The organism is Kitasatospora sp. SC0581 (assembly GCF_048159585.1).
In the GTDB taxonomy this organism is placed as follows: domain Bacteria; phylum Actinomycetota; class Actinomycetes; order Streptomycetales; family Streptomycetaceae; genus Kitasatospora.
The window spans coordinates 179996-196245 of the sequence record NZ_JBLRWA010000010.1 but is presented as its reverse complement, the minus strand read 5'-3'; the positions used below and the strand labels follow the sequence as shown (position 1 = coordinate 196245).

At 75.1% G+C, this 16250-nt stretch carries 12 protein-coding genes; 8 read left to right on the top strand and 4 right to left on the bottom strand.

Annotated elements, in window-relative coordinates; translation table 11 throughout:
- Positions 1-198 precede the first annotated feature (198 nt).
- Both ACLWS4_RS18720 and ACLWS4_RS18715 read right to left on the bottom strand, forming a co-directional pair.
- Entirely contained in the window at positions 199-1296 is a 1098-nt protein-coding gene (locus ACLWS4_RS18720) for a hypothetical protein (protein ID WP_049659082.1), read from the bottom strand.
- Positions 1297-1478: 182 nt separating this feature from the next.
- Positions 1479-2069 (bottom strand): lytic polysaccharide monooxygenase, encoded by a 591-nt coding sequence (locus tag ACLWS4_RS18715; protein ID WP_049659083.1) that lies wholly within the window; start codon positions 2067-2069, stop codon positions 1479-1481.
- A gap of 327 nt (positions 2070-2396) precedes the next feature.
- On the opposite strand from ACLWS4_RS18715, the gene ACLWS4_RS18710 reads away from it, so the two are divergent.
- From ACLWS4_RS18710 to ACLWS4_RS18675, 8 genes are all read left to right on the top strand, one after another.
- Positions 2397-2864, top strand: coding sequence for a MarR family winged helix-turn-helix transcriptional regulator (locus ACLWS4_RS18710; protein WP_049659084.1), 468 nt, complete (start codon positions 2397-2399; stop codon positions 2862-2864).
- Positions 2865-3035: 171 nt separating this feature from the next.
- Positions 3036-4238: an MFS transporter gene (locus ACLWS4_RS18705; RefSeq protein ID WP_416874667.1), complete on the top strand. Its 1203-nt coding sequence runs from the start codon at positions 3036-3038 to the stop codon at positions 4236-4238.
- A 73-nt stretch (positions 4239-4311) separates the two neighbouring features.
- The gene (locus ACLWS4_RS18700; RefSeq protein WP_416874666.1) at positions 4312-4746 is read left to right on the top strand and encodes a GlcG/HbpS family heme-binding protein; all 435 of its coding nucleotides are present in this window, start codon (positions 4312-4314) and stop codon (positions 4744-4746) included.
- Complete coding sequence (locus ACLWS4_RS18695) at positions 4743-5099, top strand: nuclear transport factor 2 family protein (protein ID WP_380740273.1); 357 nt, start codon at positions 4743-4745, stop codon at positions 5097-5099. Before ACLWS4_RS18700 ends, ACLWS4_RS18695 begins: the two co-directional genes overlap by 4 nt.
- 12 nt (positions 5100-5111) lie before the next feature.
- Positions 5112-5948: an aldo/keto reductase gene (locus ACLWS4_RS18690; RefSeq protein WP_416874665.1), complete on the top strand. Its 837-nt coding sequence runs from the start codon at positions 5112-5114 to the stop codon at positions 5946-5948.
- A gap of 71 nt (positions 5949-6019) precedes the next feature.
- Positions 6020-7039 (top strand): TIGR03571 family LLM class oxidoreductase, encoded by a 1020-nt coding sequence (locus ACLWS4_RS18685; RefSeq protein ID WP_416874664.1) that lies wholly within the window; start codon positions 6020-6022, stop codon positions 7037-7039.
- A gap of 144 nt (positions 7040-7183) precedes the next feature.
- Positions 7184-9172, top strand: coding sequence for a hypothetical protein (locus ACLWS4_RS18680; protein WP_416874663.1), 1989 nt, complete (start codon positions 7184-7186; stop codon positions 9170-9172).
- Positions 9173-9393: 221 nt separating this feature from the next.
- Positions 9394-11628: an MMPL family transporter gene (locus ACLWS4_RS18675; RefSeq protein ID WP_416874662.1), complete on the top strand. Its 2235-nt coding sequence runs from the start codon at positions 9394-9396 to the stop codon at positions 11626-11628.
- On the opposite strand, the gene ACLWS4_RS18670 is transcribed toward ACLWS4_RS18675, so the two are convergent.
- Positions 11625-12959, bottom strand: coding sequence for a M14 family zinc carboxypeptidase (locus ACLWS4_RS18670; RefSeq protein ID WP_416874661.1), 1335 nt, complete (start codon positions 12957-12959; stop codon positions 11625-11627). The genes ACLWS4_RS18675 and ACLWS4_RS18670 overlap by 4 nt on opposite strands.
- A 126-nt stretch (positions 12960-13085) precedes the next feature.
- On the bottom strand, positions 13086-16205 hold the full coding sequence (locus tag ACLWS4_RS18665) for a phosphocholine-specific phospholipase C (protein WP_416874660.1): 3120 nt from the start codon (positions 16203-16205) through the stop codon (positions 13086-13088).
- Positions 16206-16250: the final 45 nt, after the last annotated feature.

Here is a 16250-nt window from a genome sequence, read left to right as displayed (position 1 = left end):
AACCGGGCGCCACGATTCCGGGAACCGTTCGTGGCCGTTGCACGTGCGGTGCGCGAAGATGGCGGATTCCGTGCGCCGGTTGGCCGGTTCGTTTCCGTACGAGCGTGGCGGACGCGCGGCGGGCCGGGTGCGCCGCAGCCGCCCGTCGGGGTGGTGACCGGACGGGCGGCTGCGGTGGCGGGGCGCTTCGGGGGCGGGTCAGTAGCGCAGGACGGCGGCGATCCGGCCGGCGTCGGCGAGGGTGTCGTCGGGGACGAAGCCGACCTTTCCGCCGGTGTCCAGGGCGCGCTCGATCACCTCGTCGACGATGTCCTCGCGGGCCCCGCTCTCGCCGGCCTCGGCGGGCACGAGGTGCTCGCCGTCGTCGCGCACGGTGGCGCGGAAGTTCTCCTCGACCACCAGGCGGGCGATCCGGCCCTGGCCGACGGCCTGCCAGACCTCGTCCAGTCCGGCCGCGAACTGCTGGGCGCCGCGGGCCTTGTCGAGCTGGGCGAGGTGCTCGGCGACCTCCTGGTCGGCGTGGGCGCGCACGGCGGGCTCGACCACCTTGCGGACGGTCTCGGCGTCGGCCTGGGCCAGGCCGCCGTGCGGCAGCTGGGCGGCGGCCTCCTTGGCGATCGGGCCGACGGCGTCCAGCAGGGCGAGCGCGGCGGCCTCGCCGACCACGTACAGCGGGCGGGGGGCGGCGGCCAGCAGCCTGCCGACCTCGGTGTCGGCCTGGCGCAGGAAGGTCTTGGTCGCCTCGTCGCGGAAGGTGCTGGGGGTGTCGCCGATCTGCTCCTGCCGCTCGGGGTCGGGGTTGTCGAAGACGCGCGTCAGCGGGAAGCCGTGCCCCTTGTCCTCGGTGACCCGCTCCTCGGTGCCGCCCCACAGCACCACCTTGTCGGCGGCCACCGCGAGCACCCAGTGCGGGCGCTCGGCGGCGTGCGAGGCGACCAGGTTGCGGGTGAGGAAGGTGTCGGACAGGACCACCCGGGCGGGGGCGGTGCGCCCGAGTGACCAGACCTGGTGCTCGCCGGGCGCGGCGAAGACCGCCAGGCCGTCCTCGGCGTGCACCAGGTCGACCTCCGTCAGGGCCCGGTCGAGCTGCTCCAGCACGTCGATCCGGTCGGCGCGGGAGACCTCCGGGTCGGCCTGGACGCGTTCCTTCGCCTCGGCCAGCAGGTTGCGCAGCCGGACCGGGTCCTGGGTGTTGTCCGGCTCGCGGCGGTGGGTGGGCATCAGGATCGACACCGCCGGGTAGGGCCGCGGCCGGCGCAGCTCGGCGAGGACGGCGGGGCTGAGGTCGGGGCGCATGGAGACCCTTTCCGAAGGCGGTCGGCCTTCTTGCGTGGACGCGCGGAGCCTTGGCACTGCTGCCAAATGTCGCCAATGTACCTATTTGCGGCTTCTGCGGCGCGCGAGCACGGACGGGGAGGGGCCTTCAGCACGGGGGCGGGCACGCGACGGCCGGGGCCGTCGGGACGGGCGGGGAGCGGTCAGAACTGGACGTCGGTGCAGGAGTAGAAGGCGTTGCCGGTGTCGGCGACGTCCCAGACGGCGACGACCACCTGGTGGCCGGTGCGGCCGGTGGGCAGGGTCGCGGTGTGGGTGGTGGTGGCGGCGGGCTGGCGGCCGTTGTAGGGGACGGTCAGGAACGGGGTCAGGTCCAGGGAGGCCCGGGTGATCGGCTGGCTGGCGTCGTAGCCGGGCTTGGTCAGGAAGTACCTGAAGCTGCTGGTGGAGTGCCGGGCCTCGATCTCCCAGGTGAAGGTGAGCTGCTGGCCCGCCGTCACCTTGGTGGTGGGCCAGCTGCCGCCCCGGGGGTTGTCCAGCGGGGCCCAGCGGGCGTCCGCGCCGGCGCAGATGGTGCCGTCCGCCGGGCCGCGGGTCGGGAAGCCCTTGGGGCCCTCGACACTCTGCGGCTCCCACTGGATGTCGCCGCAGTCCCACGGGACGGCGTTGGCCCCGCAGAGCGCGGAGCGGCTCGGCGGCAGGTTGATGAAGCCGTGCGACTGGGCCGGCAGGGCCGCCGCGATCGGCAGGGCGATCGCGGCCGCGGCGGCGGCGATCAGGTGGCGCTTGCGCATGGTGCTCCTCCGTGGGGGTGGATGGAGTGTGCGCCCGGCGCGGGGCGTGCGCGTGCGCGTGGGGGTGCGCACGGCGGTCTGCCCGAGACATGGCATGCCCGCGCCAGACCGGTTGCCCGACACCGTAGGATCTGCCTTCCCTCCGCGTCAATGGTCTGAACCATTTGCGCCAAAGCCGCGTGATGACTGGGCTCCGACCGGCATCCCGCGGCCCCACCCGCGCCCGAATCGCACGGGAGATTATTTGCACAAGCGCTATACAAGCTCTGGCCGATATTTCTGTTCATGGCTTATCCTGGACCCAGCCATACCCGGAAGGAGGGGCCCATGACCGCCACGGACCCCGCGCTCACCGCGCTCGCCAACGGCTGGGGCGCCCTGTCCCTCCTGCACGGCAGGATCGAGTCCCACATCGAACGCGCCCTGCAGGCGAAGCACGACCTGAGCGTGCGCGAGTACTCGCTGCTCGACGTGCTCAGCCGCCAGCACGACGACGAGGGCGGGCACCTGCAGATGAAGCAGGTCGCCGACGCGGTCGTGCTCAGCCAGAGCGCCACCACCCGCCTGGTCACCCGACTGGAGGACCGCGGGCTGCTGTCGCGCTACCTGTGTCCGACCGACCGCCGCGGCATCTACACCAACGTGAGCGAGGACGGCCTGAGGCTCCTGGAGCAGGCCCGGCCGACCAACGACGCCGCGCTGCGCGAGGCGCTCGACGAGGCCGCCCGCACCCCCGCGCTGGCCTCGCTGGTCCAGGCGGTCGAGGCCGTGGACGCCGCCGCGCCCACCCGCTGACCCCGGCCGGCCCCGCGCCGCCACTCCCCCGGGCCCGGCCGCGTTTCCGGCCCCCCGACCCCGACCCCATGGCGCGTGCCACCTATCCGCGTTTGCACTTATCGCGCGTCTGCAACTATTGTTAGGGCACGCAAGGCGCTAGCTCAAGCAATCACAGAAGGGTTCGGGCCCATGCCTCTCGCTCTCATCGCCCTGGCCATCGGCGCATTCGGGATCGGGACCACCGAGTTCGTGATCATGGGACTCCTGCCCCAGATCGCCGGCGACTACGGCGTCTCCATCCCCAACGCGGGCCTGCTGGTCACCGGCTACGCCCTCGGCGTCGTCATCGGCGCGCCGCTGATGACCGTCCTCGGCACCAGGATCAGCCGCAAGACCATGCTCATGCTGCTGATGGGCCTGTTCGTGGCCGGCAACCTCCTCTCCGCGTTCGCCCCGTCCTTCCCCGTGATGCTCGCCGGGCGCATCGTGACCTCCCTCGCCCACGGCGCCTTCTTCGGCATCGGCTCCGTCGTCGCCGCCGACCTCGTCGCCCCGCAGAAGAAGGCCGGCGCCATCGCCACCATGTTCACCGGGCTGACCGTCGCCAACATCGTCGGCGTCCCGCTGGGCACCTACATCGGCCAGGCCGTCGGCTGGCGCACCACCTTCGCCGGCGTCGCCGCGCTCGGCGTGGTCGGCCTGCTCGGCATCGCCAAGCTCGTGCCCGCCATGCCCCGCGCCGAGGGCGCCCACCTGCGCCGCGAGCTGACCGCCTTCCGCAACCCCCAGGTGCTGCTCGCCATGGCGATGACCGTGCTCGGCTTCGGCGGGGTCTTCGCCGCGATCACCTACATCGCCCCGATGATGACCAACGTCGCCGGCTACGCCGACGGCTCCGTCACCTGGCTGCTGGTCCTGTTCGGCGTCGGCATGTTCCTCGGCAACCTGCTCGGCGGGCGCTACGCCGACCGCAAGCTGATGCCGATGCTCTACACCACCCTCGGCGGCCTCGCCGTGGTGCTCGCCCTGTTCACCCTCACCGCCCACAACAAGGTCGCCGCCGCCGTCACCGTCCTGCTGGTCGGCGCCCTCGGCTTCGCCACCGTCCCCCCGCTGCAGAAGCGGGTCCTGGACCAGGCCCACGGCGCCCCCACCCTGGCCTCCGCCGTCAACATCGGCGCCTTCAACCTCGGCAACGCGCTGGCCGCCTGGCTCGGCGGCATGGTGATCAGCGCCGGCCTCGGCTACACCGCCCCGAACTGGGTCGGCGCCGTCCTCGCCGCGGCCGCCCTGCTGCTGGCCTTCTGGTCCGCCGCCCTGGAGCGCCGCGACCGCACCCGGGAGACCGCCACCACGAGCGCGGCTCCCCGCCACGCGGCCCTGCAGCACTGACCATCGACACCACCGGCACACCACCGGCCACCGCCCCGACCGGAACCCACCCCACCCCGGGAGAAGCACCACCATGAGCACCACCACCGCAGTCGCCCCGCTGACCACCGCCGACGCCGAGCTCCTGGTCGACGCGGCCCGCAGCGCCGCCGAGGCCGCGGGCGTGCCGGTCAGCGTCACCGTCCTGGACGCCGGCGGCCACCTGCTCGCCTTCCGCCGCGACGACCGCGCCGTGCTGATCTCCGGCGAGACCAGCACCCGCAAGGCCTACACCGCCCTCCAGCTGAACGCCCCCACCGCCGACCTGGTCGACCTGGTCAAGCCCGACGGGCCGTTCCACACCCTGCCCACCGCGCTGGACCGCCCGCTGCTGTTCATCGCCGGCGGCATCCCCGTCCACCGCGACGGCCGGCTGGTCGGCGCCCTCGGCGTCGGCGGCGGCGCCCCCGCGCAGGACCACTCCTTCGCCACCGCCGCCCTCGACCGGCTCGCCCGGCTCGCCCGGTGAGCACCGCCGCCCGCAGCCCCCGGGAGGTCTTCGCCGACCACGGCGAACGCCTGGGCACCGGCGACCTCGACCTGGTCAGCGGCAACTACACCGAGGACGCCGTCGCCATCACCCCGGCCGGGACCTTCCACGGCCGGGCCGGCGTCCGCCAGGCCATCGGCCGCCTGCTGGCCGACCTGCCGGACGCCGACTGGCAGCTCACCCCGAGCTTCGCCGGCGAGGTCCTGCTCCTGCGCTGGAGCGCCCGCACCGCCGAGCACGAGGTCGCCGACGGCGTCGACACCTTCGTCTTCCGCGACGGCCTCATCAGCGCCCAGACCGTCCACTACACCCTCACCGACCGCACCGCCTGAAGGAGACAGCACATGACCACCCCCACCGTCCCCACCGTGAAGCTGAACAACGGCGTCGAGATCCCCCAGCTCGGCTTCGGCGTCTTCCAGGTCCCCGACGACCAGACCACCGCCGCCGTCGCCGCCGCCCTGGAGGCCGGCTACCGCAGCATCGACACCGCCGCCATCTACGGCAACGAGACCGGCGTCGGCCGCGCCCTGGCCGCCTCCGGCGTGGCCCGCGAGGACCTGTTCGTCACCACCAAGCTGTGGAACGCCGACCAGGGCTACGACGCCACCCTGCGCGCCTTCGACGCCAGCCTCGCCAAGCTCGGCCTGGACCACGTCGACCTCTACCTCATCCACTGGCCCACCCCGGCCCGCGACCTCTACCTCGACACCTGGCGCGCCCTGGAGCGCCTCGTCGAGGAGGGCCGCATCCGCGCCGCCGGCGTGTCCAACTTCCAGCCCGCCCACCTCCAGCGCCTGCTGGACACCAGCGCGCTGGTGCCCGCCGTCAACCAGGTCGAGCTGCACCCCGGCCTCCAGCAGGCCGAGCTGCGCGCCTTCCACGCCGAGCACGGCATCGCCACCGAGGCCTGGAGCCCGCTCGCCCAGGGCGCCGTCCTGGACGACCCGGCGATCACCGCGATCGCCGCCCGCACCGGCAAGTCCCCCGCCCAGGTCGTCCTGCGCTGGCACCTGCAGCTCGGCAACATCGTCATCCCCAAGTCGGTCACCCCGGCCCGCATCCGGCAGAACCTCGACGTCTTCGACTTCGAGCTGACCGAGCAGGACATGGCCGCGATCGCCGCCGGCGACCGCGACCTGCGCACCGGCCCGCACCCGGACCAGTTCAACGCGAGCTGACCCCGCCCCACTCTCCCGTCCCGGGCGGTCGCACCGCCGCCCGGGGCGGGATCTTTTGTGAAGGACCCGCCATGGCCCCGTCCCACCCCGCACTCGCCCGACTGGCCCCCGCCAACGGCCGGCTGACCATCGGCCTGGAACTGCCCCTGGACAACGACTGGGGCCAGGACCGCGGCCGGGCCGACCGCGCGGCCGGCCGCCCCTTCGGCGTCCCCGACCTCGCCGGGCACGCCCGCCTCGCCGCCCTCGCCGACCGCCTCGGCTTCGCCGCCCTGTGGGTGCGCGACGTCCCGCTCTACGACCCCGTCCGGTTCGGCGACGCCGGCAGCGTCTTCGAGACCTTCACCCACCTCGGCCACCTCGCCGCCCTCACCCGCGACGCGGTCCTCGCCACCGGCGCGGTCGTCCTGCCGCTGCGCGAGCCGCTGCTCGTCGCCAAGGCCGCCGCCACCGTCGACGTGCTCTCCGGCGGGCGCCTGCTGCTCGGCCTGGCCAGCGGCGACCGCCCCGTCGAGTACCCGCTGTTCGACCGCGACTTCCACGGCCGTGGCGCCGCCTTCCGCACCGGCGTCGAGACGCTGCGCGCCGCCTGGCGCCCCGGCCCGCTGGAACTGCCCGCCGCGGGCCTCGGCGCCGAGCAGCAGCTGGAGGTCCTGCCCCGGCCCGTCCACCCCGGGGGCATCCCGATCGCCGTCGCCGGCGGCGCCCAGCAGAGCCCCGAGTGGATCGCCGAGCACGCCGACGCCTCCCTCAACTACCCCCGCGACCCGGACGCGCTGCGCACGCGGCTGCGCCAGTGGCGCGACCTCGCCGGCGACAAGCCCTACCTGACGCCGATGGTCCTCACCCTCGCCGAGGACCCGGCCGCCGCGCCACGCCCCATCCGGCTCGGCCTCAGCACCGGACGCACCGCCCTGATCGAGCACCTGGAGCTGATGGCCGAACTCGGCGTCGCCCACGTCTCCTTCAACCTGCGCCCCAACGACCGCCCCGTCGACGAGCTGCTCCAGGAGCTCGCCGAGGAGGTCCTGCCCCGCTTCGCCGCCCCCGCCGCCGTCCCCTCCGCCCCGGCGGCCGGCCGGCGCGGCTGAGCCGGGGACGGGCCCCGCGCCGGCTCGCCCGTACCGGGCAATTTCCGCCGCGTCCCGCCGCCGGATGCGCCCGGGCGGCCGGCCGGTGTGGCAGGTAGGGGGACGAACCGCCGTTCGTCCCCCTACCGCCGAAACGGAGCCCCCATGCGCCGACGCCGCGGCGTCCTGCTGACCGCCGCCCTCCTGGCCCAGCTCGCCGCCGGACCCTCCCACGCCACGGCCGCCGCCCCCACCGGCCAGTGCGGGGTGGTGCGCAGCGGCGACACCCCGCTGGGCGGCGCCGAGGTGACGCTCTACCAGGCCGGGGACGGCGCGGGCGCCGCGCCCCGGGTGCTGGCCCGCACCCGCAGCGCGCGGGACGGGCGCTTCGTCCTGGACTACCGCCGCCCCGAGGACCCGCGCGCCGTGCTGTACGTGCTGGCCGGCCTGCCCGGGCCCGGGGGCGCGCGCGGCGCCGGCGGGCCGGCGGTGCTCGCCGCCGTCCTGAGCGGGGCCGGGGCGCCGCCCGAACTCGTCGTCAACGAGCGCACCACCGTGGCCGTCGCCTACGCCCTGGCCCGCTTCACCGGCCCGGACGGCGTGGCCGGCCCCGACCCCGGGCTGCGCAACGCCGCCGCCGTCGCCCACAATCTGGCCGACACCGGCACCGGAGGCATCGCCGCCCCGCTCGCCGCCCCGCCCAACGGCGCGCTCACCTCGACCCTGGCCGAGTTCAACACCCTCGCCAACCTGCTCGCCGCCTGCGTCGACGGCGTCAGCGGCGACTCCTGCGACCGGCTGCTGGACCTGGCCCGGCGCCCCGGCCGGGAGCGGCCCCGCGACACCCTGCGGGCCGCCGTGGACATCGCCCACGACCCGGGCCACAACGCCGCCGAGCTGTTCGCCCTCGCCGCCACCGCCCCCCGCTACCGGCCCGCCCTGCCCGCCGCCCCCGAGGCCTGGACCGTGGCCCTGCGCTACGACGGCAACGGCCACGAGCTCGACGGCCCCGGCAACATCGCCTTCGACGCCGACGGCAACGCCTGGGTCAGCAACAACTACCGCTACGGCGCCGACCCCACCGTGCCGGTCTGCGGCGGCGACACCGTCCTGAAGTTCACCCCGGACGGCCGGGACGCCCCCGGCGCCCCCTACCGGGGCGGCGGCCTGTACGGCGCCGGGTTCGGCGTCACCGTCGACGCCCGGGGCTCCGCCTGGGTCGCCAACTTCGGCTTCCAGGGCCGGGGTTGCCCGATCGACCCGGCCCCGCTGGAGCGCAGCCTCTCGCAGTTCGCCCCGGACGGCACCCCGCTCTCCCCGCCCGAGGGCTGGCGCGCCGACGGCATCGTCCAGCCCCAGGGCCTGGCCGCCGACCGCTCCGGCACCGTGTGGGCGGCCGGCTGCGGCGCGGACAGCGTGACCCGCGTCCCCGACGGCGACGCCACCCGCGCCCGGGAGGTCCCCACCCCCGCGCTGCACAAGCCCTTCGGCGCCGCCGTCGACCCGGCGGGGCGGCTGTGGGTCAGCGGCAACGGCAGCGACAGCGTGCAGGTCCTGGGCCCCGACGGCACCCTGGAGCGGGCGGTGACCGGCGGCGGGCTGCGCCGCCCGCTCGGCATCGCCACCGACAGCCGGGGCAACGCCTGGGTCGCCAACAGCGGCATCCTGCCGGTGCCCTGCGGCGACACCACCCCCGGGGACCTCGCGGACGCCGCCGTCGCGGGCGACACGGGCCCGCGCCCGGGCGCCTCCGTCACCCTGATCCGCTCCGACGGCACCCCGGCCCCCGAACCCTTCACCGGCGGCGGCCTGTTCCTGCCCTGGGGCGTCGCCGTCGACGGCGAGGACACCGTCTGGATCGCCAACTTCGGCGGCCACCGCGTCGCCCGGCTGTGCGGCGTCGACCTCACCGCCTGCCCGCCCGGCTTCACCACCGGCCAGCCGCTGTCCCCGCCCGACACCGGCTACCCGAGCGACGGGCTGGAGCGCAACACCGGCCTGCGGATCGACCCGTCCGGCAACGTCTGGCTCGCCAACAACTGGCGCACCCTACCCCTGCAGACCAACCCGGGCGGCCACGAACTCGTCGTCCTGGTCGGCGCCGCCGCGCCCGTGCCGGCCCCGGGGCTCGGCGGGGCCGCCGCCCGGCCCTGACCAGGGGCCGGCCGCCCCTACGCCCGGCGGCGCGGTCCCACGGGCCGACGCCGTCGGGGGTTTCGGGTTGGGGCCGCAGGTCGCGGGACCGTCGGGCCGTCGGCCCCGGGCCCCCGGGGCCGTAGGGGCGACTACCCGCCGGTACCCGTGGCGGGCCGCGGGCCGTCGGGGACACTGCGCCGAATCGGCGCACCGCCGTGCAGGAGACCCGGGAGCCTTCCATGCCGCCGTCCGCCCGCCCCGCCCCCTCGGCCGCCGCGCCACCGGCCCGGCGCTCGGCGCTGCGCCGCCTGGGCGAGTGGTGCGCGCGCCACTGGCTGACCGTCGTCCTGCTGTGGCTCGTCGCCCTGGCCGGCGTCCAGGCCGCCAACCGGGCCGTCGGCGGCTCCTACTCGGACGACTTCTCGCTGCCCGGCACCCAGGCGCAGCAGGGCCGGAGCGTGTTGCAGGCGCACGAGCCGGCCGCGGCGGGCACCAGTTCCCAGGTGGTGCTGCACGACGCGGCGCAGCTGACGGGCTTCCAGCCGCAGATCGCCGAGGCGGTGGCGGCGCTGCAGCAGCTGCCGCACGTGCTGTCGGTGCAGAGTCCGCTGCCGCCGCCGGGGCAGGGCCCGGTGCCGGGCGGGCCGCTGTCCGCCGACGGGCTGACCGGGTACCTGACCGTGCGGTTCGACACCAATCCGACGCTGCTGGGCAAGGACTACCTGCCGGGGGTGGACGCGGCGGTGGCGCCGCTGCGGGCGGCCGGGGTGCAGGTGGAGTACGGGGGGCCGCTGGGCGAGCTGGCCCGGCCGGCGGCGGACGACCGGTCCAGTGAGGTGATCGGTTTCGCGGTGGCGGTGGTGGTGCTGCTGGTGGGGTTCGGCAGTGCGATCGCGGCGGGGCTGCCGCTGCTGACGGCGCTGGTCGCGGTGGTGGTCGGGCTGGGGGTGCTGGGGCTGGTGGCGGCGCTGTCGACGTTCGCGACCGTGGCGCCGACGCTGGCGACGATGATCGGCATCGGGGTGGGGATCGACTACGCGCTGTTCCTGCTGACCCGTCACCGGCAGAACCTGATGGACGGGGTGGATCCGGTGGCCTCGGCCGGGCAGGCGGTGGCCACCAGTGGGCGGGCGGTGCTGGTCTCCGGCTGCACGGTGGTCATCGCGCTGTCCGGGCTGTCGGTGTCGGGGATCTCCTTCATCGCCAAGCTGGGGGCGGCGGCGGCTGTCACGGTGGTGTCGGCGGTGCTGGGGGCGCTGACCCTGCTGCCGGCGCTGATGGGGCTGATCGGGCGCCGGATGGACCGGTTCGCGGTGCGCCGTCCGGTCGCCGAGGCGGGCGGGGACGGGCAGGGCGGGGACGGGCGGGGCGGGGCGTGGCACCGCTACGCCCGGCGGGTGGAGGCGCGGCCGTGGTGGTACCTGGTGGCCGGGGTGGTGGTGCTGGCGGTGCTGTCCGTCCCGCTGTTCTCCATCCAGCTGGGCCACATCGGCGACGGCGCGGACTCCACGGACTTCACCGACCGGCGGGCCTACGACCTGATGTCGCAGGCCTTCGGGCCGGGTTCGAACGCGCCGCTGACGGTGGTGGTCGACCAGGGCGCGGTGCCCGCCGACGCGCGGGCGGGGGTGCAGGCCTCGGTGCAGCGGGCGCTCACCGGCCTGCCCGGCGCCGCGAGCAGCACCCCTCTTCAGACCAGCCCGGACGGGGCGGTGCTGTTCGCCACCGTCGTCCCGGCGGGCGCCCCGCAGGACCGGGCGACCACCGACCTGGTGAACCGGCTGGCGGACACGGTGCTGCCCGGCGCGGTGGCCGGCAGCGGCGCGCGGACGTACGTGACCGGCAACACCGCGGCGCAGGTCGACTTCCTGGACATCGTGTCGAGCCGGCTGGTGCCGATCATCGCGGTGGTGGTCGGGCTGGCCTTCCTGATCATCCTGCTGGTCTTCCGCGGCGTGCTGGTCGCGGTCAAGGCGGCGGTGCTCAACCTGCTGTCGATCGCGGCCTCGTACGGGGTGGTGGTGGCGGTGTTCCAGTGGGGCTGGGGCGGGCCGGCGCTGGGGGTGGCGGGGAAGGTCCCGATCGAGAGCTACGTGCCGATGATGATGTTCGCGATCGTCTTCGGGCTGAGCATGGACTACGAGATCTTCCTGCTCTCCCGGGTGCACGAGGCCTGGCTGCGCACCGGGCACAGCCGGGACGCGGTGGCGCACGCGCTGGAGATCACCGCGCGGGTGATCACCTGCGCGGCGCTGATCATGGTGAGCGTGTTCGCGGCGTTCGTCGTCAGCGACAACGTGGTCATCAAGATGATGGGGCTGGGCCTGGCGGTGAGCGTGCTGGTGGACGCGACGGTGGTGCGGCTGCTGCTGGTGCCGGCGGTGATGACGCTGCTGGGCTCGGCGGCCTGGTGGACGCCGCGGTTCCTGGACCGGGTGCTGCCGCACATCGACACCGAGGGCACCAACGCCTAACTCGCCGGGTGGCGCAGGGCGACGGCGGCGCGGACGGTGGCGGCCTGGTGGGCGGCCTGGCGGGCGACGGGGAGCCAGACGGGCTGGAAGGTCCGCTGGTACTGGGCGCACCAGTCGCGCAGGAGGTGGTCGAGGCGGGCGGCCTGGGGTGCGGCGGGGGCGCCGGCGACGCGGACGGCGCGGCGCAGCAGGGCGGCGGCGCGGACCGGGACGCGGTGGGCCCACAGGTCGATGCCGGTGAGGCGGGCGCGGGTGATCGGGGTCTGCAGGAGCTCCTGTCCGTGGCCGTCCGGGTCCCATGCGTCGGCGAGTTGACGCAGGGCGGTGAGCGGGGTGCGGGCGGCGCGCAGCAGGGGGGTGTCGGGGTTTCGCACGTAGGGCAGGGCGGCGTCGAGGAGTGCGGTGAGGAGTGTGCCGCGGTGGCGCAGGCGGTCGGCGCAGGTGCGCAGGTACAGGCGGACGCCGGTGGCGGGGCGGCTGTCGCCGAGGTGGGCGCTGGTGAAGGCGGGGACTTCAACGAGGACGGTCTGGCCGCCGTGGCGCTGGGGGGCGAACCAGGTGCCGGCCCGGGCTTCGTCGGCGCCGTGGTGGGGGGTGAGGACGCCGGTGGTGGTCTCCTGCCGGTCGATGTGGTGGGGGGTCATGAGGTAGACGCCGGGGCCGGATTCGTGCAGGCGGAAGGTGTCGAAGTTGCCGGTCTCGACGGGGATGCCGTGGTGGGCGGCGGAGCGGGCGAAGGGGTGGGCGAGGGCGGCGGGGTCGCTGGTGGCCTGGAGGAAGGTGCCGCCGACGTCGGTGCTGTGGAGGGAGAACTGGAGGGTGGGGCGCAGTTCGTCGATGAGGTCGAGGAGGGTGCGGCTCTCGGGGAGGTCGGCGCCGGCGGCGGGGGCCCATTCGGGCTGTTCCTCGGCGGCGGGGCGGTAGTAGTGGTCGAAGTAGTCGGGCAGGGTGCGGGCGTGGCGGCTGCCGTCGGCGAGGTGGGCGCCGTCGGGGTCGAGGCAGAGCAGGAAGTGCCAGGCGAGGTACGGGTGTTGGGCCGTGAGGGCGTGGTGGGCGAGGTCGTCGACGGCGGCGCGGGCGGCGAACTCGTCGGCGTGGGCGCCGGCGACGACGAGGAGGTTGTGCGGGGCGCGGCCGGTTCCGTGCGGGGCGGGGCCGACGGTCAGCAGGGTCAGGGGGCGTCCGGCGCGGGAGGTGCCGACGGTGCGCACCTGGCAGCGGTCGGGCCGGTGGGCGGCCAACTGGTGGGCGGTGGCGGTGAGTTCGTCGAGGCTCGGGTAGCGGTCGTGGAGTCGGGCGGCCCGGCCGGCCGGGGTCGTCGTGTCGGTCACCTTCGGTTTCCTCCCCTGGGGTCGTGGCAGTAGTTCTACCTGGCACGCGGGGCCGCCGGTACGGGTCGGGCCCGCCCGGGCGCGGTGGCTCGGGCGGGCCCGGTAGGGCTGGAGGGGCCGGCGGGGTCAGTCGGTGACGGGGCGGGTGTCGAGGCGGATGTGGTCGACGGCCCAGTACCAGTTGTTGCCGGCGTCGTACATGCGGAACCTGAGGGTCACCGAGCGGGCTCCGGCGGGGACGGCGAGGCTGCGGGTGATCCGGGTGTTCTGGACGTCCTTGCCGGCGTTGTCGTTGCCGGTGGCGTCGGAGCTGTAGGCGAGCAGGCGGGTCTCGGTGCCGTTGTCGAAGACGGCGGTGACGGAGGCCTTCTGCGGGGCCTCCTGGCGGTAGTGGGAGTCGAAGGCGAGGTGGAGGGTGTCGGTGCCGGCCGGGATGGCGACGGCGGGCGAGACCAGGGTGGAGTCGAAGACGCCCTTGCGGGAGGGCGAGCCGGTGTCGTCCCAGTCGTCGGGGTCGGCGACGGCGACGACGCCCAGGGCGCGGGTGAAGTTGCCGCGGTCCTGGGCGCCGAGGGCGGCCCATTCGCGCTTGGTGTGGAAGGTCCAGCCCTGGAGGCGGACGGTGCCCTGGGGCATGGCGGGGGCGTTGACCACCGTCCAGCCCTTGGGGGCCTGGGCGGTCCAGCCGAGCAGGCCGGACTCCGGCTTGAGGGCGCCGGCGAGGGATTCGAAGTCCTCGTCGAGGAGGTGGCCGGTCATCGCCGGGGCGGGGCGGGCGGCGAGTTCGCCGTCGGCGAGGGCGAGGCGGCCGTCGGCCTGGGCGCGGGCGGTGACCAGCAGGCGGTGGGTGGCGCCGGCGGGCAGTTGGGCGGGCGGGGTGACCTGCCAGACGGCGGTGGCGGTGGCGCCGGCGGCGAGCTTGTCGGGTGCGGCGGTGACGGTGGTGGCCGTCCAGCCGGGCGGGAGCAGCGGCTGGGTCTCCAGGCGGGTGAGGGCGGTGGTGGCGGTGAGGGTGGCGGTGACGGTGGCGGGGCGGCCGGGCAGCAGGACGGGTTCGTCGATGGTGGTGGAGGCGGCGCCGAGGGCGAGGTCGACGGTGAGGGGGTCGGCCAGGCCGAGGGCGGGGTCGGTGACGGTGCGGTCGTCCCAGGGGAAGCGGCCGGCGATGCGGCGGCGGAAGGCGAGGTCGCCCTGGACGGCGACGGCGACGTCGTACCAGCCCTCGGGGCCGACCTTGAGGTTGACGGTGCGGTCGTCGCCGGCCGCGACCCGGACCTCGCGCAGGCCGTCGCCGTAGGCGAGGTCGCCGACGAGGAAGGTCTGGGCGGTGCGCGAGCGGTTGATGACGTCGACCTCCAGGACCTTGCCGCCGCCCTCCTCGGAGAGCGAGACCTCGTAGCCGGAGGCGGTGTCGCCGCGCAGGTGCCACAGGGCGCCGTCGGGGCCGTGGACGCGCAGGTCGTAGCCGGCCGGGCCGACCTTCCAGACGTCGGACAGGCGGCTCCTGGCGGCGACGGTGTAGTGCTTGGGGGCCTCGCCGGGGGCGGGGTAGACGGCGAAGACGGCGCCCTGGCGGCCCTGGTTGACGAAGTCGAGGGTGAGTTCGTCGCCCTTGAGGCGGGGCTTGACCAGCAGGTTGTAGGGGGCGGGGCGGGAGGAGCGGGTGCCGCGCTGCTGCAGGGGGAAGGTCTGCGGGCTGGGCACGGTGGGGGCGGGGAGCTTGCCGGTGTCGTCGACCTTCCGGCGGTTGCCGCTGGTGTCGGGCAGCTGCGGCCAGGCGGGGTTGCGGCCGGAGAAGTCGAAGACGTTGGTGAGGTCGCCGCAGACGGCGCGCCGCCAGGGGCTGATGTTGGGTTCCTGCACGCCGAAGCGCTGTTCCAGGAAGCGCAGGACGGAGGTGTGGTCGTAGACGGTGGAGTCGACGACGCCGCCGCGGGTCCACGGGGAGACGACGACCATCGGCACCCGGACGCCCAGGCCCATCGGGTAGGGGCCGGAGACCAGGGTCTCGCCGGCGGGGAGGGTGGCGGACCAGCCGAGGGTGCCGTCGGCGGCCTTGACCCGGTACTTCCCGTCCTGGCCCACCACCCGGTGGTAGGTGGAGCCGCCCTTGGCGACGCGGACGACGACCTCGCCGTCGACCGGGACGTTGGACTTGCCGCGGCCGTCGGCCAGCGGCGGGACGGGCGGCAGCTGGTGGTCGAAGAAGCCGCCGTGCTCGTCGTAGTTGAGGATGAAGACGGTCTTCTGGAACACCTCGGGCTTGGCGGCGAGCGCGGAGAGCAGCCGGGCGGTGAGGTGTTCGCCGTTCGGCGGCGCGTAGTTGGCGTGCTCGGACAGGGCGGCGGGGGCGACGATCCAGGAGACCTGCGGGAGGCGGTCGGCCTGGACGTCGGCGGTGAAGGCCTCGACGAGGGCGTCGCCCATGGCGAACGGGTCCTTCGCCTTGGCCGGGTCGCCGACGGCGCGCATGCCGCGCTCGTACAGCGGCTCGCCGGGCTTGGCCTTGACGAAGGGGGTGAACCAGGCGAGGGCGTTGTCGTCGAAGTTGTCGAGGGCCTGGTAGGTCCTCCAGCTGACGCCGGCCTTCTCCAGGCGCTCGGCGTAGGTGGTCCACTCGTAGCCGCCGGGGATCTCGGTGTTGTCGGTCACCGGGGTGTCCCGCACGGTGCCGCCGCTGGTGCCGGTCATCGCGTGGTCGCGGTTGGTGTTGGTGTTGCACTGCGTCGAGGAGTAGTAGGCGTCGCAGACCGTGAACACCGAGGCGAGGGCGTGGTAGAAGGGCATGTCGGCGGGCTCGTAGTAGCCCTGGCCGAGCCAGCCGGAGGAGCGGCGGGTGACGGAGCCGTCGGCGCGCCCGTCGTTCCAGGCGCTCATCGAGTCGCCGTAGCCGAAGGACGGCGCGCCCTGCTGGTAGGCGCTGGTGTGGGCGGCGTTCATCGCGAAGGGCAGCAGGTAGCCCTCCTTGCGGCCGGGGTCGGGCTGGTGGAACACCGAGCGGCCGTCGACGCCGCGTACGGCGGTGCGGTCGCCGAAGCCGCGCACGCCCGCCAGGGTGCCGAAGTAGTGGTCGAAGGCGCGGTTCTCCTGCATGAACACCACGACGTGCTGGATGTCCGCCAGCCGTCCGGGCCGGGCCGGTGCGGCGAGGGCCTGCTGGACGCTGATGGGGAGGGCGGACAGCACCGCGGCCGCCGCCGCGCCGCCGAGGACGCTGCGGCGCGACAGTTCGGGCTTCGGACTCATGGGGGTGGGGCTCCTTGCTGACGGACCGCGAGTGTTCGGTACGGG